Source organism: Dyella koreensis (assembly GCF_044904565.1).
Classification (GTDB): domain Bacteria; phylum Pseudomonadota; class Gammaproteobacteria; order Xanthomonadales; family Rhodanobacteraceae; genus Dyella_D; species Dyella_D koreensis.
Window position 1 is genome coordinate 644,616 of the sequence record NZ_JADIKD010000011.1, and the last position, 21,951, is coordinate 666,566.

27 protein-coding genes are annotated in these 21,951 nt (G+C 64.3%); 16 read left to right on the top strand and 11 right to left on the bottom strand.

Features of this window, described 5'->3' with window-relative positions; genetic code table 11:
* Nucleotides 1–3: 3 nt before the first annotated feature.
* The 3 genes from ISS97_RS14875 (at nt 4) to ISS97_RS14885 (ending at nt 3,131) form a co-directional block, all read left to right on the top strand.
* Nucleotides 4–762 carry a hypothetical protein gene (locus ISS97_RS14875; protein ID WP_379985640.1) on the top strand — a complete coding sequence of 253 codons (759 nt, stop codon included), beginning with the start codon at nt 4–6 and terminating at the stop codon, nt 760–762.
* A gap of 11 nt (nt 763–773) precedes the next feature.
* Complete coding sequence (locus tag ISS97_RS14880) at nt 774–1,256, top strand: DUF456 domain-containing protein (protein ID WP_379985639.1); 483 nt, start codon at nt 774–776, stop codon at nt 1,254–1,256.
* Between the two features lie 102 nt (nt 1,257–1,358).
* Nucleotides 1,359–3,131: a DUF885 domain-containing protein gene (locus tag ISS97_RS14885; protein WP_379985638.1), complete on the top strand. Its 1,773-nt coding sequence runs from the start codon at nt 1,359–1,361 to the stop codon at nt 3,129–3,131.
* Nucleotides 3,132–3,176: 45 nt separating this feature from the next.
* On the opposite strand, the gene ISS97_RS14890 is transcribed toward ISS97_RS14885, so the two are convergent.
* From ISS97_RS14890 to ISS97_RS14900, 3 genes are all read right to left on the bottom strand, one after another.
* On the bottom strand, nt 3,177–3,536 hold the full coding sequence (locus tag ISS97_RS14890) for a hypothetical protein (protein ID WP_379985637.1): 360 nt from the start codon (nt 3,534–3,536) through the stop codon (nt 3,177–3,179).
* Nucleotides 3,533–4,201, bottom strand: a complete 669-nt coding sequence (gene trhA, locus ISS97_RS14895) for a PAQR family membrane homeostasis protein TrhA (protein ID WP_379985636.1) — start codon at nt 4,199–4,201, stop codon at nt 3,533–3,535. The genes ISS97_RS14890 and trhA overlap by 4 nt, the downstream gene beginning before the upstream one ends.
* Nucleotides 4,202–4,297: 96 nt before the next feature.
* Complete coding sequence (locus ISS97_RS14900; protein WP_379985635.1) at nt 4,298–4,726, bottom strand: hypothetical protein; 429 nt, start codon at nt 4,724–4,726, stop codon at nt 4,298–4,300.
* Between the two features lie 325 nt (nt 4,727–5,051).
* On the opposite strand from ISS97_RS14900, the gene ISS97_RS14905 reads away from it, so the two are divergent.
* Nucleotides 5,052–5,882, top strand: coding sequence for a universal stress protein (locus ISS97_RS14905; protein ID WP_379985634.1), 831 nt, complete (start codon nt 5,052–5,054; stop codon nt 5,880–5,882).
* A 194-nt stretch (nt 5,883–6,076) separates the two neighbouring features.
* On the top strand, nt 6,077–6,742 hold the full coding sequence (locus tag ISS97_RS14910) for an energy transducer TonB (protein ID WP_379985633.1): 666 nt from the start codon (nt 6,077–6,079) through the stop codon (nt 6,740–6,742).
* A 72-nt stretch (nt 6,743–6,814) separates the two neighbouring features.
* Here the strand turns inward: ISS97_RS14910 and ISS97_RS14915 are convergent, their stop codons facing one another.
* Complete coding sequence (locus tag ISS97_RS14915; RefSeq protein WP_379985632.1) at nt 6,815–7,105, bottom strand: hypothetical protein; 291 nt, start codon at nt 7,103–7,105, stop codon at nt 6,815–6,817.
* A gap of 203 nt (nt 7,106–7,308) precedes the next feature.
* Between ISS97_RS14915 and ISS97_RS14920 the strand changes: the two genes are divergently transcribed.
* Complete coding sequence (locus ISS97_RS14920; protein WP_379985631.1) at nt 7,309–7,887, top strand: cysteine dioxygenase; 579 nt, start codon at nt 7,309–7,311, stop codon at nt 7,885–7,887.
* Between the two features lie 37 nt (nt 7,888–7,924).
* Nucleotides 7,925–9,292 carry an FAD/NAD(P)-binding protein gene (locus ISS97_RS14925; RefSeq protein WP_379985630.1) on the top strand — a complete coding sequence of 456 codons (1,368 nt, stop codon included), beginning with the start codon at nt 7,925–7,927 and terminating at the stop codon, nt 9,290–9,292.
* A 118-nt stretch (nt 9,293–9,410) separates the two neighbouring features.
* On the opposite strand, the gene ISS97_RS14930 is transcribed toward ISS97_RS14925, so the two are convergent.
* Together ISS97_RS14930 and ISS97_RS14935 are read right to left on the bottom strand one after the other, a co-directional pair.
* Nucleotides 9,411–10,427 carry a zinc-binding alcohol dehydrogenase family protein gene (locus ISS97_RS14930; protein ID WP_379985629.1) on the bottom strand — a complete coding sequence of 339 codons (1,017 nt, stop codon included), beginning with the start codon at nt 10,425–10,427 and terminating at the stop codon, nt 9,411–9,413.
* Nucleotides 10,428–10,514: 87 nt separating this feature from the next.
* Nucleotides 10,515–11,705, bottom strand: coding sequence for an MFS transporter (locus ISS97_RS14935; protein WP_379985628.1), 1,191 nt, complete (start codon nt 11,703–11,705; stop codon nt 10,515–10,517).
* Nucleotides 11,706–11,852: 147 nt separating this feature from the next.
* Here ISS97_RS14935 and ISS97_RS14940 point away from each other — a divergent pair, with 147 nt between their 5' ends.
* The 5 genes from ISS97_RS14940 (at nt 11,853) to ISS97_RS14960 (ending at nt 16,017) form a co-directional block, all read left to right on the top strand.
* Nucleotides 11,853–12,791 carry a LysR family transcriptional regulator gene (locus ISS97_RS14940; protein WP_379985627.1) on the top strand — a complete coding sequence of 313 codons (939 nt, stop codon included), beginning with the start codon at nt 11,853–11,855 and terminating at the stop codon, nt 12,789–12,791.
* A gap of 433 nt (nt 12,792–13,224) precedes the next feature.
* Entirely contained in the window at nt 13,225–14,157 is a 933-nt protein-coding gene (locus tag ISS97_RS14945; RefSeq protein WP_379985626.1) for a DUF6662 family protein, read from the top strand.
* Between the two features lie 9 nt (nt 14,158–14,166).
* Complete coding sequence (locus tag ISS97_RS14950) at nt 14,167–14,697, top strand: FMN-binding protein (protein ID WP_379985625.1); 531 nt, start codon at nt 14,167–14,169, stop codon at nt 14,695–14,697.
* Nucleotides 14,666–15,544 (top strand): FAD:protein FMN transferase, encoded by an 879-nt coding sequence (locus tag ISS97_RS14955; RefSeq protein WP_404580122.1) that lies wholly within the window; start codon nt 14,666–14,668, stop codon nt 15,542–15,544. The genes ISS97_RS14950 and ISS97_RS14955 overlap by 32 nt, the downstream gene beginning before the upstream one ends.
* Nucleotides 15,541–16,017 (top strand): hypothetical protein, encoded by a 477-nt coding sequence (locus ISS97_RS14960; RefSeq protein ID WP_379985623.1) that lies wholly within the window; start codon nt 15,541–15,543, stop codon nt 16,015–16,017. Before ISS97_RS14955 ends, ISS97_RS14960 begins: the two co-directional genes overlap by 4 nt.
* A gap of 4 nt (nt 16,018–16,021) precedes the next feature.
* Here the strand turns inward: ISS97_RS14960 and ISS97_RS14965 are convergent, their stop codons facing one another.
* Nucleotides 16,022–16,414, bottom strand: a complete 393-nt coding sequence (locus ISS97_RS14965; protein ID WP_379985622.1) for a hypothetical protein — start codon at nt 16,412–16,414, stop codon at nt 16,022–16,024.
* Nucleotides 16,415–16,621: 207 nt separating this feature from the next.
* On the opposite strand from ISS97_RS14965, the gene pncA reads away from it, so the two are divergent.
* A complete protein-coding gene (gene pncA / locus ISS97_RS14970; RefSeq protein WP_379985621.1) occupies nt 16,622–17,272 on the top strand; it encodes a bifunctional nicotinamidase/pyrazinamidase in 651 nt (216 codons plus the stop codon).
* A gap of 11 nt (nt 17,273–17,283) precedes the next feature.
* Here the strand turns inward: pncA and ISS97_RS14975 are convergent, their stop codons facing one another.
* Both ISS97_RS14975 and ISS97_RS14980 read right to left on the bottom strand, forming a co-directional pair.
* The gene (locus ISS97_RS14975) at nt 17,284–17,472 is read right to left on the bottom strand and encodes a CPXCG motif-containing cysteine-rich protein (RefSeq protein WP_379985620.1); all 189 of its coding nucleotides are present in this window, start codon (nt 17,470–17,472) and stop codon (nt 17,284–17,286) included.
* Nucleotides 17,473–17,481: 9 nt separating this feature from the next.
* Complete coding sequence (locus tag ISS97_RS14980) at nt 17,482–17,952, bottom strand: PIN domain-containing protein (RefSeq protein ID WP_379985619.1); 471 nt, start codon at nt 17,950–17,952, stop codon at nt 17,482–17,484.
* A 142-nt stretch (nt 17,953–18,094) separates the two neighbouring features.
* On the opposite strand from ISS97_RS14980, the gene ISS97_RS14985 reads away from it, so the two are divergent.
* Both ISS97_RS14985 and ISS97_RS14990 read left to right on the top strand, forming a co-directional pair.
* Complete coding sequence (locus tag ISS97_RS14985) at nt 18,095–18,736, top strand: DUF6348 family protein (RefSeq protein ID WP_379985618.1); 642 nt, start codon at nt 18,095–18,097, stop codon at nt 18,734–18,736.
* 16 nt (nt 18,737–18,752) lie between these two features.
* Nucleotides 18,753–19,085, top strand: a complete 333-nt coding sequence (locus ISS97_RS14990; protein WP_379985617.1) for a DHCW motif cupin fold protein — start codon at nt 18,753–18,755, stop codon at nt 19,083–19,085.
* Nucleotides 19,086–19,113: 28 nt separating this feature from the next.
* Here the strand turns inward: ISS97_RS14990 and ISS97_RS14995 are convergent, their stop codons facing one another.
* Nucleotides 19,114–20,118, bottom strand: a complete 1,005-nt coding sequence (locus ISS97_RS14995; protein WP_379985616.1) for a quinone oxidoreductase family protein — start codon at nt 20,116–20,118, stop codon at nt 19,114–19,116.
* A gap of 145 nt (nt 20,119–20,263) precedes the next feature.
* Between ISS97_RS14995 and ISS97_RS15000 the strand changes: the two genes are divergently transcribed.
* Entirely contained in the window at nt 20,264–21,211 is a 948-nt protein-coding gene (locus ISS97_RS15000; protein WP_379985615.1) for a sulfotransferase family protein, read from the top strand.
* A gap of 33 nt (nt 21,212–21,244) precedes the next feature.
* On the opposite strand, the gene ISS97_RS15005 is transcribed toward ISS97_RS15000, so the two are convergent.
* Nucleotides 21,245–21,934 carry an alpha/beta fold hydrolase gene (locus ISS97_RS15005; RefSeq protein WP_379985614.1) on the bottom strand — a complete coding sequence of 230 codons (690 nt, stop codon included), beginning with the start codon at nt 21,932–21,934 and terminating at the stop codon, nt 21,245–21,247.
* Nucleotides 21,935–21,951 lie beyond the last annotated feature (17 nt).

The window sequence follows — 21,951 nt, forward strand, 5'->3', positions numbered from 1 at the left end:
ACCATGCTGTTGCGCTCGCCTTTGCTCGCCCTGCTGATGGCCGGCGGCGTTGCGTTATGCCCCATCGCCATGGCGGCATCACCGGTCCGTGTCAGTGCCGAAGCACCAAAGCGCGAAAGCGGTGAACTGGCAGGCCACACCTATGTAATCGACCTCGCCATCGCCCCACTCGAACCCGGCTGGATGGCGCTGCGGCAGTCGCTGGACCGCTACATCGCAACCCAGCGCGCGAATTTCCTGGAGAAGGTGAAGCACGCCGCACCCTCCCCTCTGCCGACGCCGTGGAAGCTATCCCTGGAATTCAGCGTGGCGGCCCGCACGGAGCGCTTCGTCAGCGTCGTCGCTTTTGGCGATATCGAGCCCGGCGGCGCCAGTCCAAGCGCCATCATCGACAGCCTTACCTATGACGCGAAGACCGGGCAGATGATCACACTGTCCGATCTGTTCACCGACTTCGCGCCTGCCGAGGCCGCACTCGCCAGCAGCGCGCGTGCGCAACTGCTGGCCAAGCTGAAACCCGGCAAACACCATCGGCCACTGGCCTCCGATGCGGCGACAGTGCGCAGCGGCACGGAGGCCGGCAAGGGCCGGCTCCGCATGTTTGTACCCATCGTGCACAAAGACAGCAGCGCACGCGGCCTCAGCCTGATCTTCCCTTCACGCCAGGTCGCCGCCGACACCGCTGGCCCGCAGAATGTGGACGTGCCGACCGCCGTGTTCGCTCGCTGGCTGAAACCCGAGTATCGCGACGCCTTCCACTGACCAGGAACGACATGGATATCGCCCTCTATTGCCTGGCCGCCGTACTGATCGTCGCAGGTGTCGCTGGCACCATCCTGCCGGCGCTGCCGGGCATACCCATGATCTTCGGCGGTATCTGGCTGGTGGCAGCGCTGGACAATTACGAACGCCTCGGCTTGTGGTGGCTGGTGGTCATCGGCGCGCTGGGCACGCTCGGGGTGATTGTCGATTTCGTCGCTGGCGCCATGGGTGCCAAGCGCGTGGGCGCAAGTCAGCTCGCCTTATGGGGAGCGACCGTGGGCACCATCGTCGGTATGTTCTTCGGTTTGCTTGGACTCGTCCTTGGCCCGTTCCTTGGCGCGCTGGCGGGCGAGCTGATGGCGGGCAACAGCGTGCTGCGCTCGGCCCACGTCGGTGTCGGCACCTGGCTGGGGCTGTTGTTCGGCACCCTGGTCAAGCTGGTGATTTCTTTCATCATGATCGGCCTGTTCGGCTTTGTCATGCTGCTGGGCTGAAAGTCGATAGGCCCAAAGCAGGAAGCCGGACCCGACCTTCGGCACAGGTACGTAGCCACCGCAGCCTTTTACGCTGCGTCGACCATTCAGGGATCCCACACCATGTCCAAACGTCTAGCCCTTGTCATCGCAACCGCACTGGCCGCGACCGGCACCGTACACGCGCAATCCAAAACACCAGAATGGATCGAACGCAGCAATGCCAACGCCAAGGTGCTGCTCGATGTGATGGCGCACTTCACGCCGGAATTCGCCTCGCAGGTCGGCTTCCCGGGCTACGACGACAAGGTCGCGGACCTCAAGCCCGGCATCGACGAACGCTCGCGCGCCGCACTCGCCGAGACCAAGGTGAAACTGCAGAAGCTGTTGGCCACAGAGAAAGACGCCAACGTGCGGCAGGATCTGCAGATCATGATCAAGACGGTGGACGAGCAGATCGAAGGTATCGATCTGAACCGCAAGTACATGCTGCCGGTACAGGACGTCGGCCAGCTGATCTTTGGCGGCGAATTCGCCCTGCTGAAAGACGATGTAGACCCCAAGCGCCGCGCACTGGCCCTCAACCGACTGCAGTGCTACGTGGGCAAGGCGCCCGGCTGCACGCCGATCACGGAACAGGCCAAGGCCCAGACCACCGAGCGTCTCGGCAACAAATCGCTACTCGGTCCGTACAAGGGCGAGATCGAGCAGAAGCTGTCGAATACGCAGCGCTATGTGGATGGCATCCACCAGCTGTTCGCCAAGTACAAACTGGATAATGCCGACGGCAAGGCCGCACTGGCTGCGCTGGACAGTCAGATGAAGGACTACGACGCCTGGGTGCGCAGCACGGTACTGCCGCGCACACGCGCTGACTTCCGCCTGCCCGAGCCGCTCTATGCATACAACCTCAAACAAGTGGGCATCAACATTCCGCCACAGGAGTTGATCAAGCAGGCCGAGCTGGAATTCGTCGAGCTGCGTTCCGCCATGCAGATGATGGCGCCCGTGGTGGCCAAGGCCGAAGGCATCAACGCCACCGATTACCGGGAGGTGATGAAGGCGCTGAAGAAACAGCAGCTCGGCAAAGATCAGGTGATGCCCTGGTACAGCGAGGTGATCGCGAAGATCGAGGACATCATCCGCCGCGAGCGCATCGTGACCCTGCCGCAACGCAAGATGGCGATGCGCTTGGCGTCCGATGCCGAAGCCGCCGCCGTGCCGGCACCGCACATGGACCCGCCGCCTTTCATCAATAACAAGGGCGAGCAAGGCACCTTCGTGCTGACCATGGGTAACCCTTCGGCCAAGGCCGGCAGTTCGGATGCCTACGACGACTTCACCTTCAAGGCTGCCGCATGGACGCTCACCGCGCATGAAGGCCGCCCCGGTCACGAGCTGCAGTTCGCGGCGATGGTGGAGCGTGGCGTGTCCCTGGCGCGCAGCCTGTTCGCGTTCAACAGCGTCAACGTGGAAGGCTGGGCACTGTATGCGGAAGCCGAGACGCTGCCGTACGAACCGCCGGCGGGCCAGTTCGGTGCGCTGCAGGCGCGCATGATGCGTGCGGCGCGCGCCTATCTCGACCCCATGCTCAATCTCGGCATGATCACCCGCGAACGTGCGCACGACGTGCTCACCCACGAAGTCGGCCTGTCTGAAGCGATGGCGCGCCAGGAACTGGATCGCTACACCTTCAACAGCCCCGGTCAGGCCACCGCCTACTTCTACGGCTACATGCGCCTGCAGCAGCTACGCCTGGAAACTGAACTCGCCCTCGGCTCGCGCTTCGACCGCAAAGCCTTCAACGATTTCGTGATCGGCCAGGGCCTGTTGCCACCGGAGCAGCTGGCGGAAGCAGTGCACACACAGTTCATTCCGCAATACGCGAAGAAGTAATTCGCTTATGGACAAGGGCGGCGCGTGCCGCCCTTGTCGCGAACATCAGCGGCGCCGCTTGGGCGCCGGCTTTACGCGCAGCGCCTCCACACTCCGCGCCAACCACTCGGCAAAAATCGGCGTGTCGCGGGTCAGCGAAAGCGGCAGCATGATGTATTGGCGACTGGGTGCCGCGCCTGGCTTGGCTTCGAGACGCGAAGTCCCTTCCACCGCCAGCAGGTCCGCCTGATCGTCCGTTGCCAGTTTCAGCGCCAACCCCTGCGGTGTGAGCCAGGCGCAGGGACGCCCGGCCATATAGGCCATCAATCCGCCGAACATGGGATGGAAACGCAAGTCGTGCGCCAGGCCGAGATGCGTAGCCGCATCCTCCAGGTCGTGTCGAAGGGTATCGAGTACCGTGTTCACGCCACCGGGTCGGGAATCACATAAAGCAGCACGGCCAGATAGTGCAGCACGCTGCCAGCCAGCACGAAGAAATGCCAGATCGCATGGTGATACGGCATACGGCGCGCCAGATAGAACGGCACGCCCAAGGTGTAAGCCACACCGCCGGCAATCAACAGCACCATGCCGCCGGTTTCCAGATGCGCGCTGAGTGGCTTGAACGCGACCATGCCCACCCAGCCCATCGCCACGTACAACAGCACGGCGAATTTGCGATAGCGCTTGAGCACACCCAGCTCCAGCGCACTACCCGCAATGGCCAGCACCCAGATCGTGCCGAACAGGCTCCAGCCCCAGGCGCCCGGCAACGCGACCAGCGTAAACGGCGTGTAGGTGCCCGCGATCAGCAAGAAAATCGCAATATGGTCCAGCGTGCGCAACACACGCTTGGCGAGTTCACCCGGAATCGAGTGATAAAGCGTGGACGCGGTATAGAGCAGGATCAGCGTGGTACCGAACACGGCGCTCGACACCACCGCGCGCGCGTCACCCACCATCGCGGCGTAAGCCACCAGCGTCGCCAGGCCGGCAATGCTCAGCAGGATGCCGATGCCGTGAATAACGCTGCTCGCGAGTTCGTCGCCGAAGGCGTAACGCGGCGCGGCCGCGCCATGGGTGGCGGACATGGGTATTCCTCAAAGAAACGGGGACGCCAATGGGCGTCCCCGTCACCTTACCTGTGCCGCCTGCGCTTGCATACTCCCGCGCATGGGCGGCCAGCGCTATTCGATGATGAAAGCACCGAAGGCGATGCCCAGGTTCCAGCCTTCGCCGGTACCGCTCAACGCCAGCGACACATTGCCCTTGGTCAACACCTGTGCCGAGGCCGACTTCTCGGCACCCGCATGCACTTGCGCATTGGCGTAGTGGCCCTTGATCTCGCCGATGCTGCTGACGCCGGTGAACTTGCCGACGCCGTCAGTAATCTTGCTCTTGCCAAAAGTGAGCCCACCGCCCTTGACGCGGATCCTCACCCGCATGCCCTGCCCGTTATCGCAGTGGATCGTGCCGCTGCCCGTGGCGGTCTGATAGAACACCGACCAGCCGGACAGCTGGAAATTCATCTTGCAGGAAATATCGGCGGCCTTTGCCGGCGCCGGCATCACCATCCATGCCACCGCCAGCGCGATGCCCCCCAGCCACTTCCACATAGTCGCTCTGCCTCCACCGTCGCATGCCGGCGACCGCCGGATCGCGCGATTGTGACAAGCGTGCATGAACTCGCGGCAACGCCTGGCCGGCCACCGCTCAAGTTGCTGGGTTGCCCGGCTGTGAACAGCCTGTTCACATGTATTCAACGCGGGCGAAAGCCGGCGCAGCGCAAAGTCAATAGTCCGGGCATCTCCCCCTCTCTCTCCCCCGATGCCCGGCCTATTACGCCCCGCCACCCTGAGCGGGGCTTTTTTTGTCCTGCATCAAGTCATCTCCGCGACCACGGGTTAAGCTGGAAGCGCATTTGGCGAACAGGAGCGACCAATGTCCAGCACCGACCTGCTGCTCTACCTCCAGGAGACCGATCTGCGCACGCCCGGCACGCGTGCCGCCATCGCTCTGGCAGCCAGGCTCGGGGCGCGACTCGACGGACTCTACGTCGCCGATCTGCCGGCCGCCGCTTTCAGCCTGCCCGAAGCGGTACCAGTGCAGCTGGAGGAAACCCGGCGCCGCTGCGCAGAGGCCGAGGAACACGGCAGCGAATGGCAAAGCCTGCTCGCCTCCCACTCGCTGATCGGCAGTTGGCGCGTCGCCCAGGGCGATACCGTGCAGACGGTGTGCCAGGCCGCCGCCGGCTACGACTACCTGGTGATGGAACGCAGCCAGCAGCGCAGCGATGCACCGGTCGGCTTCGGCACCGTGTCGCGCTGCGTGTTCGGCAGCGACCGCCCGGTGCTGGTCGTGCCCGATACCGCGCGCATCGACGACACCCTGGGCGCCCGCGTGCTGGTGGCCTGGAACGGCAGCCGCGAATCCGCTCTCGCCCTTGCCGCCGCCGCGCCGGTACTGCAACGGGCGGACGACATCCTATTAGTAGACGGCAGCGAGATGTACGCCGATACCATTGCGGTGTTGCCTCCACCCGGCCTGGCCGACTGGCTGCAGCGTCACGGCATCAAGGCACGTATCCAGGCACTCGACGCCGGCCCGACCCACGCTGCCGGCGCCCTGATCCTCGACGCCGCACGCGCCCATCGCGCGGACCTGCTGGTGATGGGCGCCTGGAGCCGCTCCCGCCTTGCCCAGATGGTGCTTGGTGGAACGACGCGCCACCTTTTCATGCACGGCGATCTGCCGATGCTGGTTGCCCACTAAGGTCGCCCTGCCGGGATCGTCAGGCGGCTTTTCTGGCGAACCGCTGTGGACTCCCTATTTAGCCATCCAAATACCCCACTTGCGCAAGCGCTTTCGACAGGCATAGGCTGAACCCGCGTTCCACACGATCCCCCTGCGTCCCCACGCAGCGTGTTTAGGGCGCGCCCAACATCGATATTGTCAGGAGGTCGCTTATGCCGTCCGCAAGCCTGGCTGTTGCTCATCGTCCGCATCCCGACCGCGTGCGCATCGCCGCACTCAGCGCGGCCATCGCCGTCAATCTCGCCGTGTTGCTGGCCGCGCTGCGGCCCATGGCGCCACAGTTCGTGGAAAGCCTGCGTCATCCCGAAAGCATGCAGCTCACCTGGCTGACTGCTCCCGAAGTCAAACCCGACCCACCACCAGTCGAAATGGCGCCCGCCGTAAAGACCCCGCCGACACCGCACACACATGTCACGCCCCGCTCGGTACCACCGGTCGCCGTACCCACCGATGACGGAAGCTTGGCAGCCCCGCCAGTCACCGCGACGCCGTCCATCGAGCCGCCCACCACAGCCACACCGACGGCCGATGCCGCACCGATCGAAGCCACACTGGCCTACCGCTCCTCACCACTCACCTTTCCCTCTATCGCCATCCGCAAACACATGCACGGCACTGTGCTCTTACGCGTACTGGTCAACGAGGACGGCAAACCGGTCGAGGTAAGCGTGGAGCAGAGCAGCGGCGAGCCCGTGCTGGATCGCAGTGCGCGCGAGCAGGTCCTGGCGAACTGGCGCTTCCAGCCCGCCACGGTGCAAGGCCGCGCTGTGCAAGCCTGGGCGAGAGTGCCGGTAAGTTTCGAGTTGCGCGAACTCTAGTCCGCGGCACTGAAGTGGAGAGGGACCCGGCGGCGATCCATGCACGCCGGGTCCTTCCACGGCAAACCTGCGTCAGTGCGCCGAGCTGGGCTGCGTCGGCGCCGGGCCGCGCGCGGCGCGCACCACCAGCCATATCAATGCCGCCAGCAGCAGCACGGGAAGGAACAACGGCAGCATGGCCAGCACCACCAGTGGCGCCACCACGACCAAAGCTATGCCGCCGATGACCAGGCCGAACAGCCAGCCGAGCACGCCGAGTACACCGCCCACTATCGCAAAGGTCAGTTTGAACACCGCGCCGATCAGCGCGGCGACCAGCCACAGCGACAACACCAACATCACTATCACGCTCATCGCAATCATGGTGCTCTCCTCATTTCGTCACTTCATAGGCGAAGGACACGAGCAGCGAACCTGAACTTCACGACCCGAATTCTGCGCGCCACCTGCATGACTTGCATGGTGCGGAAGTCATGGCAGGCACTGAGACGAATTCAAGGTCCGGGTTACAGGTCTTTAACGATCCGCATGCTCCACTGCGCGCCGGTTCCAACCGAGTCCATCGCATGAGTCAACCCATGCACACCCTCAAGGCGCTGCGTGAAATCGCCTTCGACCTCGGCGTCGGCCAGCATCCCGATCTCGCCGCCATGGCGCGCGAACTGGGTAGCGTGGTTCATCGGGATGCACAAGCATTGAACGAAGGACTGGCGCATCTGCGCGCACGCCAGCGCGGTTTCGAGCGCTGGCTGCTGGCCGAACGCAGCAAGCCGGGTCTGAGCATGCTGGTAATGGCGTGGCCCGCCAATCACGCCACCCCCGTACACGATCATGATGGCCTATGGGGATTGGAACTCGCACTGCACGGCGCACTCGAGGTGCAGGCCTGGTCGCGCGATGCCGCCACCGGCACCCTGCAATTGCAAGGCCAGGATTGGCTCGGCCCTGGCGATGCCACCTGGTTCGATGCGGACACGGCCTACGCGCACCGGTGCCGAAACCTTTCACGGCACGACACCGCGCTTACGCTTCACGTCTATGGCGGCGATCTGGCAAAGTACTTCGCGTACGAGCAGGTCGGTCAGGCCGATGAGTGGCTCGCACGGCCGCAACGCGCTGCGATTGCCGGCCGGCTGAGCGCCTGATCGCCGCATCCCGGATCAAGCAATACAAAGGAGTGGCATGTATCGACGGGTCGCCATTATCGGCGGCGGCGCGGCAGCGGCGACGCTGCTGAGCGAGCTGCTGGAACGCCAGCCGCCGCAGCCGCTGCATCTGGATTGGTATACGGGCAGCGGCACGCCAGGCCGCGGTATCGCCTATGGCACCCGCTCGGAACGGCATCTGCTGAATGTGCGCGCGGCGTCCATGAGCATGTTCGCCAGCAAGCCGCGCGGCTTCCTCGATTTCGCCCAGCGCGGCGACGGCAGCATCGCCGGCACCGATTTCCTGCCACGTCGCCTCTACGGCGACTATCTCGAAACCGAAATCGCGCGCGCACTGGAGCGCGCCACGTCGCTCGGCCATGACGTGCGTGTCATGCCGTTCGCGGTGGACGCGCTGGTGCCGGAGAACGACGGCGTCACCGTGATCCAGGGCGAGGAATCCACCCGCGTCGATGCCGCCGTCATGGCGCTTGGCGCGTTGCCGCCGCAACCGCTAAGCGGTGTCAGCGAAAACGCCTTGAGCAGCAGACGCTACATCACCGATCCATGGTCATTCCTGCCCACCGTGCAGCCCGATCCAGCGCCGCGCAAGGTGGTGCTGGTCGGTCTTGGCCTCACCGCCGTGGACGTGTTGCTGGAACTGGCCGCGCAGTGGCCCAACGCCACGTTCACCGCCATCTCCCGTCATGGGCATCTGCCGGAGGCGCATCTCGCCTCCGCCACCGCGCCTCGCGATGACAGCGCTGACCTGATCGAAACCATGAGCGCCGCACCGGACATCCGCACCTGGATGCGCCTGCTGCGCGAAGCCATTGCGCAGAGCAACGACTGGCGCGTCGTGATCGACAGCATGCGCCCGCATACACCCGGCTTATGGCAAAGCCTGCCGCAGGAAGAGCGTGCGCGCTTCCTGCGGCACGCGCGTTGGGCGTGGGAACGCGCGCGTCATCGCATGGCACCACAGATCATGAGCGCCATACAGGCGCTCGAAGACGCCGGTCGCCTGCAATGCCGCCGTGCCCGCCTGCATCAGGTCGATGTCGAAGGCGATCATCTGCATCTGAGCATCACTCCCACGGGCAGCAGCCGGCCCGAACCGATGGACACCGACCTGGTGATCCAGACCATCGGCCTCAACACCGACGTACGCCGCACCCAGCACGCATTGATACGACAGCTGGTCACCAACGGCCACATCAGCCCTGATCCGCTGGGCCTGGGTTGCAACGCCACGCCGGAAGGCCGCCTGCAGCACAACGGCGATACCTGGCCTCACCTGTACGCCATGGGCAGCCTGCTGCGCGGTACGTTGTGGGAATCCACTGCGATGCCGGAGATCCGTCAGCAAGCGCGCAACCTCGCCGAACGATTGCTCGCCGAATGACCGGGTGAGATGTAGGAGCGCACCCTGTGCGCGAAACGGCCCGCGAGGGCCGCGCTTTTTTTAAACAGCGGCCCTGCTGACGCAGGGCTTTCGCGCACAGGGTGCGCTCCTACCAGGGTCAGGCAAATCCGCCGAGCACCAGCTTGCCAATAGTGCCCGCGCCCTCGATCTGCGCATGCGCACGGCGCAGGTGAGCCGCATCGATCGGCCCCAGGTGTTCGCGCAAGGTTGAACGCAGCACACCGGCATCTACCAGATCGGCCACCTCGTTCAAAAGGCGATGCTGCGCTTTCATGTCCTCGGTCTGGAACAGCGAGCGGGTGAACATGAACTCCCAATGCAGCGAAAGACTGCGGCGCTTGAGCAGAGTGATATCCAGCGGCGTTGCCGGATCGTCGATCAGCCCCAGCTTGCCCTGTGGCTTCAGCAACTCCACCAGTGTCGGGTAATGCTGCTCGGTGTGCGTGAGGCTGAGCACGTAGTCCACACCTTGCGGCGATACCGTCAGCACCTGCGCCTTCAGGTCGCCACGGTGATCGACCACATGATGCGCACCGAGCTCCCGCACCCATGCCTGCGTCTCTGGACGCGAAGCGGTGCCGATCACGGTCAGGTTCGTCAACCGGCGCGCAAGCTGCACTGCCATCGAACCCACACCACCGGCGGCACCGGTAATCAGTACCGTGCCGCTCTGCGCTGCATTGCCACGCGCAATACCGAAGCGGTCGAACAACAATTCCCACGCCGTAATGGTAGTCAGCGGCATCGCCGCAGCCTGAAAGAAATCCAGCGTGGACGGCTTGCGCCCCACAATGCGCTCGTCCACTAACTGCAGCTCGGCGTTGCTTCCCGAACGATCGAGCGCGCCGGCGTAGTACACCTGATCGCCAGGCTTGAACAGCGACACATCCGCGCCGATGGCGACAACCGTACCGGCAGCATCCCAGCCCAACACCTTGTCGGCACCCTGCGGATCGACCCGCGCGCGAATCTTGGTATCGACTGGATTCACCGACACCGCTTCCACCCGCACCAACAGATCGCGCCCTTGCACCACCGGTTCCGGCAAGGTGACATCGACCAGGCTTTCCGCATCGGTGATCGGCAGCGAGCGGCGATAGGCAACAGCTTTCATCGTGTTCTCCATAGCGTTGAAGTCCCGGCGCGAACAGAACGATGCTGCACCGCCGGCAATCATCAAAAAGTGACGGCAATAAAGGGCTCAGGCACTGGCCGGACAGGAGGCGGCCGCGGGCGGGCGTCGTTCGATCGCCATGCTCCACAGTGTCGCCAGCAGGCCGAGCACCGTCACTACCGCGCCAGCGATGCCCAGCACCGGCAGGCCAAGACCCGCATCGATCACCACGCCGCCGATGAATGCACCAATAGCATTACCCAGATTGAACGCGGCAATGTTCAACGTGGATGCCAGATGCGGACCATCCACCGCCTGCTGCACCACACGCATCTGCAGCGGCGGCACGGTGGCGAACGCGGCCACACCCCATACAAACACGGTGACGATCGCCATCACGCGGTTGTGCATAGTCCAGGTGAAAGCCAGCATCACTAGCGACAGCACCGCCAGGATCGTCACCAGCGATGGCATCAATCGCCAATCCGCCAGACGTCCACCGAACAGATTGCCCAAGGTCGTGCCCACACCGAACAACACCAGCACCCAGCCCGTCGCACCCACGCTCACGTGCGACTGCGTCTGCAGGATCGGCGCGATATAGGTGAACACCGTGAACACGCCACCAAAACCCAGCACTGTCATCGCCAGCGCCAGCAATACCTGCGGCTGTCGCAACACGGCCATCTCCTTGCGCATATCCGGCGCATGCAGTTCGGGCAGGGCCGGCACCAGCCGCCAGACGCCGATGGCAGCAAGCACGCCGAGTCCGGTCACCGCCGCGAAGGTCGAGCGCCAGCCAGCCCACTGCCCAAGAAAGGTGCCGAACGGCACGCCGAGCACATTAGCCAAAGTGAGCCCGGCGAACATCAGCGCAATCGCCCGCGCCGCCTGCCCTCGCGGCACCACATGCGAGGCCACCACCGCACCAATGCCAAAGAACGAGCCGTGACAGAACGCGGCGACGACACGCGCCACCATAAGCACGGTGTAATTGGGCGCGACCGCACACAGCGCATTGCCCAGGATGAACAGACCAAGCAGGGCCAGCAGCGCATTGCGTCGCTCCATCCGCGCGGTCAATGCCGCCAGCAACGGGGCACCGGCGGCCACACCCAACGCATAGCCGGACACCAGCAAACCCGCCGAAGGAATGCTCACCCGCAGATCGGCCGCCACCTCCGGCAGCAAACCCATAATCACGAATTCGGTCGTGCCAATGGCGAACGCCGCCACCGACAGGGCGAACAAGGCCGCTTTGGAGTGATCGCGGCTCATGGCGCCGTCGCCTCTCGGCGTGGCGTAGGGATGCATGGCGTCAACATGGGGGAACACTCATCGACCTAGGGAGTGGGCACTGTGCAACTTGCCCAAACGAATGAGAATTCACCAAACTACGCAAGCATCTTTTCCACAAAGTTGAAGATGATCGATCTCGAAGACATGCGATTGTTCGTGCGCGCCGTCAGCGACGGCAGCCTTTCCGCGGCCGGTCGCGAGCTCGGGCTTTCACCCGCCGTCGCCAGCAAACGCCTCAGCCGCCTCGAACAGACCTTGGGCGTGCGCCTGCTCCAGCGCAGTTCGCGCCGCCTGGTGCTGACCAGCGAAGGCAGCGTCTATTACGAACGCTGCCTCAGCATCCTGGCTGATATCGATGAAGCCAATGCGATGGTGGGCCGGGGCCAGATGGAAGTGCGCGGCGTGCTGCATATCTCCGCCTCTCTCGATCTGGGCCGGCAATACATCGGCCCGATGGCAGCGGACTTCGCCTCGCAACATCCCGAACTGCGCATGCGCATCAGCACCTCCGACGCCATGCTCGACCTGTTCGAACATGGGGTGGACGTCGCCATCCGCAGTGGGGCCATGGCCGATTCGCGCCTGATCTCGCGCCGGCTCGCGCTCAACTATCGCGTGATCTGCGCCGCACCCTCCTACCTCGCAAAACATGGCCGCCCCACCAGCACCGACGATTTGCAACAGCACCATTGCCTGATGCTGCATCGCCCGGGCCGCGGCATCCTGCCGTGGATGCTGCAGACACCAGAAGGTCCGAGACCGCTGCGCCTGGAAGCCAATATCACCACCGACAGCGGCGACCTCATGCGCGAACTCGCTGTAGCCGGCCATGGCCTTGCCTTCAAATCGATCTGGGATATCGCCGACGACGTGCGCGCCGGACGACTGGAGCCAGTGTTGACCGACACCGCGTTCCAGGAAGCCCATATCTACGCCATCTATCCCAGCCGTGATTTCCTGCCAACACGCATCCGCCTGTTCGTCGATCACCTGCAACGCGAGATGCAACAGCAGGAAACCTCCGTGCTCGACCTCATCCGCCCCGATGCCGGAACCCCCGCATGACGCGCCGCGCTTTGTCGAACACAAAGTGATCGTCAAGGGGCACCGCTATCGCCATCAGGTTTTGTGCCGTATGGATGGACGTCCAAACGCACATGACCGGTGATGCTGCTCCTGCATAGCTGCAGCGAAAGCGGCGGCGATAACCAGAAACAGATGAGCCAGGGTCTGCCGCTATGCCTGAAAGAACATGGCGCGAATTTCCCGGCTTCGTGGTGATCCCGCAGGCACCGGAGGATCACTAATGGATCGGCGACGTGGAACAGGCCGCGATGTAAGCACTGGAAGCCAGCATCTAGACCCACCACAGCGCCGCGGATGACGAAGTCGTTCACGCATAGGCCATCGCAAGCGCAAAATCTTGCGCGTTGCTGATGCGAATGATTCTCGAACATAATCGCGTTCTGATTCTTCGCCTGGCTTTCTGGGGTTCTCTATGTCGTCCACCACCACCCGGTTCCGCACCGGGTTGTACGCCTTGCTATCCATCGCCTTACTTGGCGCCGGTCTTGTCAGCCAAGTGGCCGCCGAGGAAAGCCAGTTCGGCTACACCTACACCACTGACCTGCTGCCCCAGGGCGCGAAGGAAGTGGAGCAGTGGATGACATGGCGCCACCGCAAAGTGGCCGGCAGCTTCGATCAATTGGACGGCCGCACCGAGGTGGAATACGGCCTCACTGATCGCCTGCAAGTGGCGATGTACGCCAACTATGTGTGGGCCTCTGCCTATCACAACGGCCCGTTCGGACAGACCACGCCGCCGGAGCCGCTGTCGTATGACCAGCCCGGTCCGGACCAGCACTACAACGCCAAGCGTTTGGTGGGCATCTCCGGCGAGGCCATCTATCGCCTGTGGAGTCCTTACACCGATCCGCTCGGCGTAGCGGTCTATGTGGAACCCACCATCGGCCCGGCATTCCGCGAAGTGGAAACCAAGCTGATCCTGCAGAAGAACTATCTGGACGATCGCCTGACCCTTGCCACCAACTTCACCTACGCGCCCGAGTGGCGCTACCAGGAAACTGACGACCAGCCCGGCCACAAGACCTGGCAGGAAGAGACCGATGTGAATGTCAGCTTCGCGGCGTCGTATCGCTTCCGCGAGAACTGGTCCGCCGGCGTCGAGTTCATCAACGAGCACGAATACAACAGCTACAACTTCAAGCGCGAATCCAACAGCGGCTATTTCTTCGGCCCAGCCATCCATTACGGCGGCAAGCGCTTCTTCGTCACGGCCACGTTCCTTGAGCAGCTGCCCTGGGCCAGCGTGCATTCCGATTCGGTACCCGGCGCCATTGTGGGCCGTCGCGTCTATGACAACGATTTCGAAAAGTACCGGCTGCGCATCAAGGCCGGCTGGTACTTCTGAGGAGGCACTATGCGTTCACGCTTTCTGCTGATTCCCGCTTACGCGCTGGTCGCCAGCGCGCCGGTGCATGCCACCGTCTACCTTAGCGTCGAGCAGGCACAGGCGCTGATGTTTCCAGGCGCCACGCTGACCCCGGATTTCGTCACGCTCACGCCGGAGCAGATGAAGGCCATCGAGAAGGCCTGCGACGTCAACGTGCTCTCGCCGAACCTGAAAGGCTGGCGCGTCTCCACCGGCGGCTGGTTCATCGCCGACCAGGTGGTGGGCAAACACGAGTTCATTCCCTTCGCCGTGGCTATCGATGCGCAGGGCGCGGTAAAGAGCGTGGAGATTCTCGAGTATCGCGAGACCTTCGGCGACCAGGTACGTAACGAGGCTTGGCGCGCACAGTTCGTGGGCAAGACACACGACGCGCCACTCAAACTCGGCAGCGACATCAAGAATATTTCCGGCGCCACGCTGTCGAGCCGTCACATCACCGACGGCGTCAAGCGCCTGCTCACCACGTATGCACTCGTCCTCGCCACGCCGCACGGTTGAACGCGCGCGCCCCTTGCTGGGCACCACGGTAAGCATCCGGGTCGAACACGCGGACGAGCTGGCCGCGCATCGCGCCATCGACGCCGCATTCGCCGCGGTGGCTGGCGTGCACGGCGCGATGAGTTTCCACGAAGCCGACAGCGACCTGGCGCGGCTGCACCGCACACGCTGTGGTGTGCGCGTGCAGCTCACCGAGCAAACCGCCGAGGTCCTGCGCGAGGCGTTGAAGCTTGCCGCGCTCAGCGACGGCGTGTTCGACGTCAGCATTGCCACCCAGCTCGTGGCGTGGGGATTGCTGCCCCGGCCGGTGCATGTGAACCAGCCCGTCCCCGACGCCTGCTGGCGCGACATCCACCTCGACGAAGAACATGGCGTGCGGCTGGAGCGTCCGCTATGGATCGACCTTGGCGGCATCGCCAAGGGCTATGCCGTCGACCGTGCCGTCGAAGCCCTGCGCGTGCACGGGATCGATAGCGGCTGCGTCAACGCGGGCGGCGATCTGCGCACGCTTGGCGGCGGCCCGCACCACATCGCCATCGATACCGGCGAGGCAACGGCTTCACATCACCCTGTGCTTGAACTGGGCGAAGCCGCGGTGGCGACCAGCCACAGCCGTGCCCTGCCCGATCACGCCGCCACCCCGCACGTACACGGCCAGGCACGCACCGCGGCCGGTCGCCGACAGTGCGCCACCGTCGTAGCCGAACGCTGCATCCACGCCGATGCGCTGACCAAGCTGGTACTGGCGCTTGGCCCCGCCAGCACCGATCTACTGCTGCACTACGACGCCACCGCCTACTGGCAGGACGACGAAGGCCGCTGGACCACCCTGGGCACCACGCCATGAGTCCGCATCCGCACCATCCCACCGTCGTCGGACATCGCACGCCACTGCGCCTTTCGCGCAAGCGCCGCTATCTGGTGTACGGCATCGGCTGGACGTTATGGGCCAGCGGCGCGCTATGGCTGCTGTTTCACTATGCGCTGATGCAGAAAGGCGAGTTCGGCGATACGCCGCATCCGCTGGAGCCGTGGTGGCTGCGCCTGCATGCGGCGATGGCCTTTGCGGCGCTGTGGAGTTTCGGCCTGGTGTGGGGCGTACATATCGTGGCCGGCTGGCGTACGCGGCGCCAGCGCCTGTCGGGCGGCTTGTCAGTCGGCCTGCTGTCGTGGCTGGTGATCAGCGGCTACCTACTCTACTACCTCGGCGACGAGCAGTGGCGCAGCATCACCTCTGTCGCACACTGGCTGGCCGGGTTAAGCCTGCCGCTGCTGTTCGCCTGTCATGTCATTCTCGGGCGACGTCGCACAAAGCGATAAGCCCTTACTTGTCCGACGCATGCGAGTGCTGATCGCCCCGCCGCCCTACCAGCAGATACCAGGCCACAAACACGCCCACGGCCGCGCCGACAAACTCGAAGAACACGCGCGTGCCGAGACCGTCGGGATCGTGCACCTCGGCCAGCTTCACCTTTAGCAACTGCAGCGATTCCACGCGGCCGTAGCTGAAATAGACGATGTCCCACAGATCGCCGCTGCCGGTCAGGAACAGCGCCAGCAGATAGGCCCAGCCGATCTGCGTCCCCTGGCCCCAGCCGTTGCGCTGGCCCAGCCAGTGAAACAGGACATACAGCAGAAAACCGCCGGCCGCGGCGATAGCGCCGGCCTGCAGGCCGCCGACCATGCCGTAACCCATCCACGATTGGTTGTAGTGCATCTGCCCTTCCGTTGCCTGATGGCGTCAGCGCCCATTATGCCTGCCGGCTCAACTTTGGCCGCGCTCCGGCCGATAACAGCGTGACCTGATCCTTAACCTGGTCAAGTCGGGCGATTCCCCTACAGACTAGCCGTCCACCGCGTCACACCTTGCCCTACAGGGCTGACGCTAGACTCCTTACCCCGAAACACGCAAACCGCGACTGCCATGCGACATCCCATCAGCGAAAGCGCCGCTTTGATCCTCGTCGACGTGCAGCCGGATTTCATGCCTGGCGGCAGCCTGGCCTGCCACGAGGGCGACACGATCGTGCCGGGCATCCGCGATCTGCTGGAATCAAGCTCCTTCCGCCATGTCGCCGCCACCCAGGACTGGCACCCGCCGGGACACATCTCCTTCGCCAGCAGCCATCCCGGCCGCAAACCGTTCGAGCGCATTCCGCTGTATGGCCACGCGCAGACACTGTGGCCGGACCATTGCGTGCAGAACACGCCAGGAGCCGCGTTACACCCGGCCATCGATCCGTCGCTGCTGGACAAGATCGTAAGAAAGGGCAGCGACCCACGCGTAGATTCCTACAGCGGCTTTCGCGAGAACTATGGCCCGCATGGCGCGCGACCCGGCACTGAACTGGCCGAATGGCTGCGCAGTCGCGGCGTGGACGAACTCTACGTCTGCGGCCTGGCACGGGACGTGTGCGTGTTGTGGACCGTGGAGGATGCTGTCGGCCTCGGCTTCAAGACACATGTGCTGTGGGATCTGACCCGCCCGGTCACGCCGGACACCGATATCGCCACCCGGGCCCGCCTTGGCAAGCTCGGCGTGGATATCGTGGAATCGCTCGCGATGACCGCCTGAGCGCTACGCCGTCAGCCGTCGTTTTCACCGGCAGCGTCGACGCGCACGTCACCGTTCTCGTCCACGGCCACGGTCAAAACGATGGGACGGCAGCAGACCTGGCAGTCCTCGATGTATTGCTGATCTTCCACCGAGCCATCGACGAGGATGTCGACCGGTTCGCCGCAATACGGGCAATGGATAAGCACCGACGTGAGCATGGCAAAGCCTTAGCTGGAAATGCGCAACCACTCCGCCGGCGTCGCTATCGCAAACCAGCCCTCGCGCGCCGTGCGGCGCCCCAACCGTAGCACTTCCTTGTCCTTGCTGAGCAGCCAGCCTGCCTGCGCAGCAAATGCCAACTCCAGGAATTTCTGATCGTCGGTATCGGCGCAACGGGGCAGCTTCACCGTGTCGCTCACGCGCAAGTCGTGTGGCGCCATGCAACGCACGCACTGGTCATAGGAAGCCAGCGCGGCCGCTTGCGCCGCTTCGTCCAACGCCAGCTGCGAATACCCGAGTACACGCCGCCACTCGTCGCGGCAAAGCTCATTCGTCACGGCCTCCACCGCGCCCATCAGCAAGGCTTCGCGCAACGCGGCAACCTGCCTGTCGCCGAACACGAACAGATCAAGGCAAACATTGGTATCCAGCACCAGGCGATGCGCGGGGCCGCCTGATCGATCGGTTGGCAAGCTCATGCCAGCGCCCGGTATCCAGTGGAGGCGCGCACGGTAGCCCGTATCCCGCGCACTGTCCAAGAGCGTTTGTCACGACATTGCGCGAGAATGGCCGCTTGGCCAACCAGCCTGCCGCCTTCGGTGGGCGCGCCCAGGAATCCTTATGAACGACGCCGCCTTGCAGCACTACCTGCTTCGCCTGTTCGCCGACCACGGCATCGAACTGGAACCCGACGAGGACGGCTGGCTGGTCACCGAAGGCGACCTTCCCGCCATCCGTGCCACCTGGCACCCGAGCCAGAGCGAGTCGCCGGGCCGGCTCGACATCGACGTGGTGATCGACGACGAGCGCCATATCGAGGAGAGCTTTGCCGGCTACGGCCAGGGCGACGCAGCCTGCCGCGATGCGCTCGACGCCTTTGTCGCGCAGGCACTGCATCCGCTGCTCGCGGCCTGCTGGTATGTCACCGACGAACGCAAGATCGGCATCGAAGCCTGGGATATCGGCGTGCGCACCTGGGACGTCTTTAGCGGCGCCACCGGCATCCGCGGCACCATCGCGGTGCCGCCGGAAGTCCGCACGGCGCTGACCGATGCGTTGCGGCAGAAATCGCTTACGCCGGAGCTGCACTGGGTCCGCGTGTTCTATACCCGCACGGAGGACGGCACCGTCAACGCGGAAGCCAGTTTCGACAACGAGCCATGGGCAGAAGGCACGGCCGCACTCACCTCGGCGCCCTGGCCGCATGGAGGCCAGGCCGGCGGCGCGCGCTGGCTGACCCTGCTGGACGTGCGCGACTACTGATGGCGGATCGCCTCGCATGAAACTCCCCGAACTGCCTTTTACCGTCACTCACTGGAACGAGGTCCTTCCCTCACGCCACCCGGGCGAGCAAGGTGAAGCGCTATGGCGCTCGTTCAATGTGGGCGATCTGCGTGTACGTGTGGTCGAGTATTCGCCCGGCTATCTGGCCGACCACTGGTGCGACCGCGGCCATGTGCTGTACGTACTGGAGGGCGAGCTGCATACCGAGCTGAAGGACGGCCGCCGCTTCGTACTTACCGCCGGCATGAGTTACCAGGTATCGGATTTCGGCGATGCCGCACATCGCTCCTCCACGCCCACCGGGGTCCGGCTGTTCGTGGTGGATTGAGCAGAACCGCAAAAGCGGGTCTGCCTCACTACAAAATCAGCAGCACCTTGCCGATGACGCCGCGACTCTCGATATAGGCATGCGCCTTGGCGCCATCCGATAGCGAGAAACGCACGGCGATGCGCGGCCGCACCGTGCCGCTGCGGATCATCGCGAACAGCGCCGCGGCGCGCTCACGGCGAACGGCGGCACTGGTCAACACATTCCACAGATCGCCGCCGGTAAGCGTGAGCGAGCGATCCATCAACAGGCGCGGATCGACCGGTGCCGGATCGCCGGCGGCCATGCCATAGAACACCACGGTGCCGCCAATGCGCGCGGCTGCCAGGCTGTCGCCCAGCGTGCGGCCCACCGAGTCATACACCACGTCGGCACCGCGCCCGCCAGTCAGGGATTGCACGGCGGGCAGCAGATCGTCATAACCCACCGCCACGTCCGCGCCCGCAGCGATCACCTTGTCACGCTTAGCCTCGCTGGAGGCTGTGCCGAGCACGACCGCACCCATGCTCTTCAGCATCTGGGTCAGCAGCAAGCCCACGCCGCCCGCCGCGGCATGCACCACCGCCACATCGCCGGGCTTTACCGCATAGCTGTCGCGCACCAGATACTGCGCTGTCAGCCCTTGCAGCAGCACAGCGGCGGCGATGTCGGTGCCGATGTCATCGGGCAGCGGGATGAGTTTGTCGACATCCACCGCAACCAGCTCGGCGTTGGCATACGGCATGTCCGCGAAACCGACGCGGGTGCCGACGGGAAACAGGCTGTCGCCCGCCGCCGCCACTTCAATCACGCCCGCACCCTCGTAGCCGAGAATCCACGGCGCCGACCCGCTGAGGTGGTAATTGCCGTTGCGGCGATAGACGTCGGCGAAGTTCAGGCCGATGCATTGCATACGCACCAGAGCCTGTCCCGGCCCAGGTACAGGATCCGGCCGCTCCGCCCAATGCAGTACCTCCGGACCGCCGAAACGGTCAAATACCAGGGCGTGCATGGCAATGGTCTCCAGGTCAGTGCGCGGAAAGAACGCCAGCATGCCAGCTTTCGGGAGCATCCTGATGCAGAAAGTGATGCCGTAGACACTACGGGATCGTGCTCAGTCAACCAGCCGTGGAATCCTGCGTTTTTTTCTTCTCGATGGCCATGACGTCCGTGGCCTGCATGCAGGGGAAATCTCGCCGATGCGACGAACCTTTGTTGTCGGTTGCCCGCGCTCCGGCACCACCATCGTCCAGGCCATGCTGGCCCGGCATCCGGCCGTCTTCACTCTGCCGGAAACCGGCTTTTTCGAGCACCTGCACGGCAATACGGCATGGCGCTGGGGCGACGCCCGCATCGAGTACCAGCAAGCCCGGCTGCAGCAGCGTCTCGGCTTTTCGCGCAAGCATGAGCGCAACCTGTTCATGACTTTGCAACGCATGCTGTCCTCATCACCTGTTTCGTCCTTGCGCCCATCACTGCGCATCCGCACGCTCGAGCGGCGCTTCATCACCCTGCTTGACCGGCTGGCGCAGGAGAACGGGCGCGATATGTGGTTGGAGAAAACACCCAACCATCTGCTGTTCATCCCGGAAATCGAAGCCCTGGTACCTGATGCCCGCTTCGTCCATGTCATCCGTCCAGGCATGGACGTCCTCGCGTCGTTGGCCGATGCCAGCCTGCTGTTTGAGAACGACAATGCCTTTCCCGGCGGCACGGTGCATTGGACCAAGCGCTGGAACCGTGCGATGCAGATCCACCGCACCCACATGGCACAGCCGCAGCACTATCTGCTGTTCCTCGACGACCTGATCGAGCATCCCGAACGCGAGTGGCTGCGCCTGTGCGAGTTTCTCGACATCGCCGCGGACGCGCCGCTCAACGACGCCTGCATCCAGCTCATCGCCGACCTGGAGCAGGAGCCGTGGAAGCGCAGGTCGATCCACGGCCATCTGCGCATGCCCGATAGCAAGGCGGACGGCCTGTTCGGTCCAAAGCTGCAACGCTGGCTGCAGACCCGGCTGGCGTCGTATGACGATCTGCGTGCGCATCACATGCAGGCACATGGCGAAGACGCCCGTGCAGTACGCGAGCAACCGCTCCACGCTCAGCGCACCCCCAAGACCGTCGCCGCGCGTACGGGCCGCTGACTACGCAGCCCATCGCCGGCGCGTCACCGCGACTCAGACCTGCGAGACCGCCTCTTCGATAAGGCTCACGATCTGGTGCGGATGCGCTGCCAGCGAGGCATGGCTCGACGTCAGCGACATGATCTTCCGCGCACCGATGCGCTCGGCCATCCAGCGCTCGGTCTCCGGCGGGATCATGCGGTCCTCATCCGACACCTGATACCAGCTCGGCTTGGTCTTCCACGCAGGCGGGCCAGCCTTGTCCTCGAAGCAGCGCGCCGCAATGGGCTTCTGCGCTACCGCCATCACCAAGGCGGCATCGTCACCGAGATCCTGGCAGAAGCTTTCCTTGAACAGATCGCGATCGATCCACAGGAAGCCGTACGCATCGGGCCGGATACTGGCCGCGCCAGGCGGCGGCTCCTGCCGGGCGAAAATGCTGCCCAGGCTGTCGCCTTCGTCCGGCGCAAAGGCCGCCACAAAGACCAGGCCCACCACGTTGGACGCATGGCCCGCACCGGAAATGACTGCACCGCCATACGAGTGCCCGACCAGCAACACGGGTCCTGGCTGCGCCTCCACCAACCGGCGGGTGCGCTCTATATCGTCTTCCAAAGAGGTCAATGGATTCTGCACCGCACTGACGCGGTAGCCCTTGGCGTTCAACACCGGAATCACCTTGCTCCAGTGCGACCCGTCACCCCACGCGCCGTGCACCAACACGATCGTCGGCCTGTCGGCCATAACACGCTCCTCGACTC

Coding starts and splice junctions, on each gene's coding strand:
- ISS97_RS14885 (WP_379985638.1), top strand. CDS start 1,359: ATGTCCAAACGTCTAGCCCTTGTCATCGCAACCGCACTGGCCGCGACC.
- ISS97_RS15000 (WP_379985615.1), top strand. CDS start 20,264: ATGCGACGAACCTTTGTTGTCGGTTGCCCGCGCTCCGGCACCACCATC.
- ISS97_RS14880 (WP_379985639.1), top strand. CDS start 774: ATGGATATCGCCCTCTATTGCCTGGCCGCCGTACTGATCGTCGCAGGT.
- ISS97_RS14950 (WP_379985625.1), top strand. CDS start 14,167: ATGCGTTCACGCTTTCTGCTGATTCCCGCTTACGCGCTGGTCGCCAGC.
- ISS97_RS14875 (WP_379985640.1), top strand. CDS start 4: ATGCTGTTGCGCTCGCCTTTGCTCGCCCTGCTGATGGCCGGCGGCGTT.
- pncA (WP_379985621.1), top strand. CDS start 16,622: ATGCGACATCCCATCAGCGAAAGCGCCGCTTTGATCCTCGTCGACGTG.
- ISS97_RS14955 (WP_404580122.1), top strand. CDS start 14,666: ATGCACTCGTCCTCGCCACGCCGCACGGTTGAACGCGCGCGCCCCTTG.
- ISS97_RS14905 (WP_379985634.1), top strand. CDS start 5,052: ATGTCCAGCACCGACCTGCTGCTCTACCTCCAGGAGACCGATCTGCGC.
- ISS97_RS14960 (WP_379985623.1), top strand. CDS start 15,541: ATGAGTCCGCATCCGCACCATCCCACCGTCGTCGGACATCGCACGCCA.
- ISS97_RS14935 (WP_379985628.1), bottom strand. CDS start 11,705: ATGAGCCGCGATCACTCCAAAGCGGCCTTGTTCGCCCTGTCGGTGGCG.
- ISS97_RS14985 (WP_379985618.1), top strand. CDS start 18,095: ATGAACGACGCCGCCTTGCAGCACTACCTGCTTCGCCTGTTCGCCGAC.
- trhA (WP_379985636.1), bottom strand. CDS start 4,201: ATGTCCGCCACCCATGGCGCGGCCGCGCCGCGTTACGCCTTCGGCGAC.
- ISS97_RS14910 (WP_379985633.1), top strand. CDS start 6,077: ATGCCGTCCGCAAGCCTGGCTGTTGCTCATCGTCCGCATCCCGACCGC.
- ISS97_RS14990 (WP_379985617.1), top strand. CDS start 18,753: ATGAAACTCCCCGAACTGCCTTTTACCGTCACTCACTGGAACGAGGTC.
- ISS97_RS14980 (WP_379985619.1), bottom strand. CDS start 17,952: ATGAGCTTGCCAACCGATCGATCAGGCGGCCCCGCGCATCGCCTGGTG.
- ISS97_RS14965 (WP_379985622.1), bottom strand. CDS start 16,414: ATGCACTACAACCAATCGTGGATGGGTTACGGCATGGTCGGCGGCCTG.
- ISS97_RS14930 (WP_379985629.1), bottom strand. CDS start 10,427: ATGAAAGCTGTTGCCTATCGCCGCTCGCTGCCGATCACCGATGCGGAA.
- ISS97_RS14995 (WP_379985616.1), bottom strand. CDS start 20,118: ATGCTGGCGTTCTTTCCGCGCACTGACCTGGAGACCATTGCCATGCAC.
- ISS97_RS15005 (WP_379985614.1), bottom strand. CDS start 21,934: ATGGCCGACAGGCCGACGATCGTGTTGGTGCACGGCGCGTGGGGTGAC.
- ISS97_RS14900 (WP_379985635.1), bottom strand. CDS start 4,726: ATGTGGAAGTGGCTGGGGGGCATCGCGCTGGCGGTGGCATGGATGGTG.
- ISS97_RS14975 (WP_379985620.1), bottom strand. CDS start 17,472: ATGCTCACGTCGGTGCTTATCCATTGCCCGTATTGCGGCGAACCGGTC.
- ISS97_RS14920 (WP_379985631.1), top strand. CDS start 7,309: ATGAGTCAACCCATGCACACCCTCAAGGCGCTGCGTGAAATCGCCTTC.
- ISS97_RS14925 (WP_379985630.1), top strand. CDS start 7,925: ATGTATCGACGGGTCGCCATTATCGGCGGCGGCGCGGCAGCGGCGACG.
- ISS97_RS14940 (WP_379985627.1), top strand. CDS start 11,853: ATGATCGATCTCGAAGACATGCGATTGTTCGTGCGCGCCGTCAGCGAC.
- ISS97_RS14945 (WP_379985626.1), top strand. CDS start 13,225: ATGTCGTCCACCACCACCCGGTTCCGCACCGGGTTGTACGCCTTGCTA.
- ISS97_RS14915 (WP_379985632.1), bottom strand. CDS start 7,105: ATGATTGCGATGAGCGTGATAGTGATGTTGGTGTTGTCGCTGTGGCTG.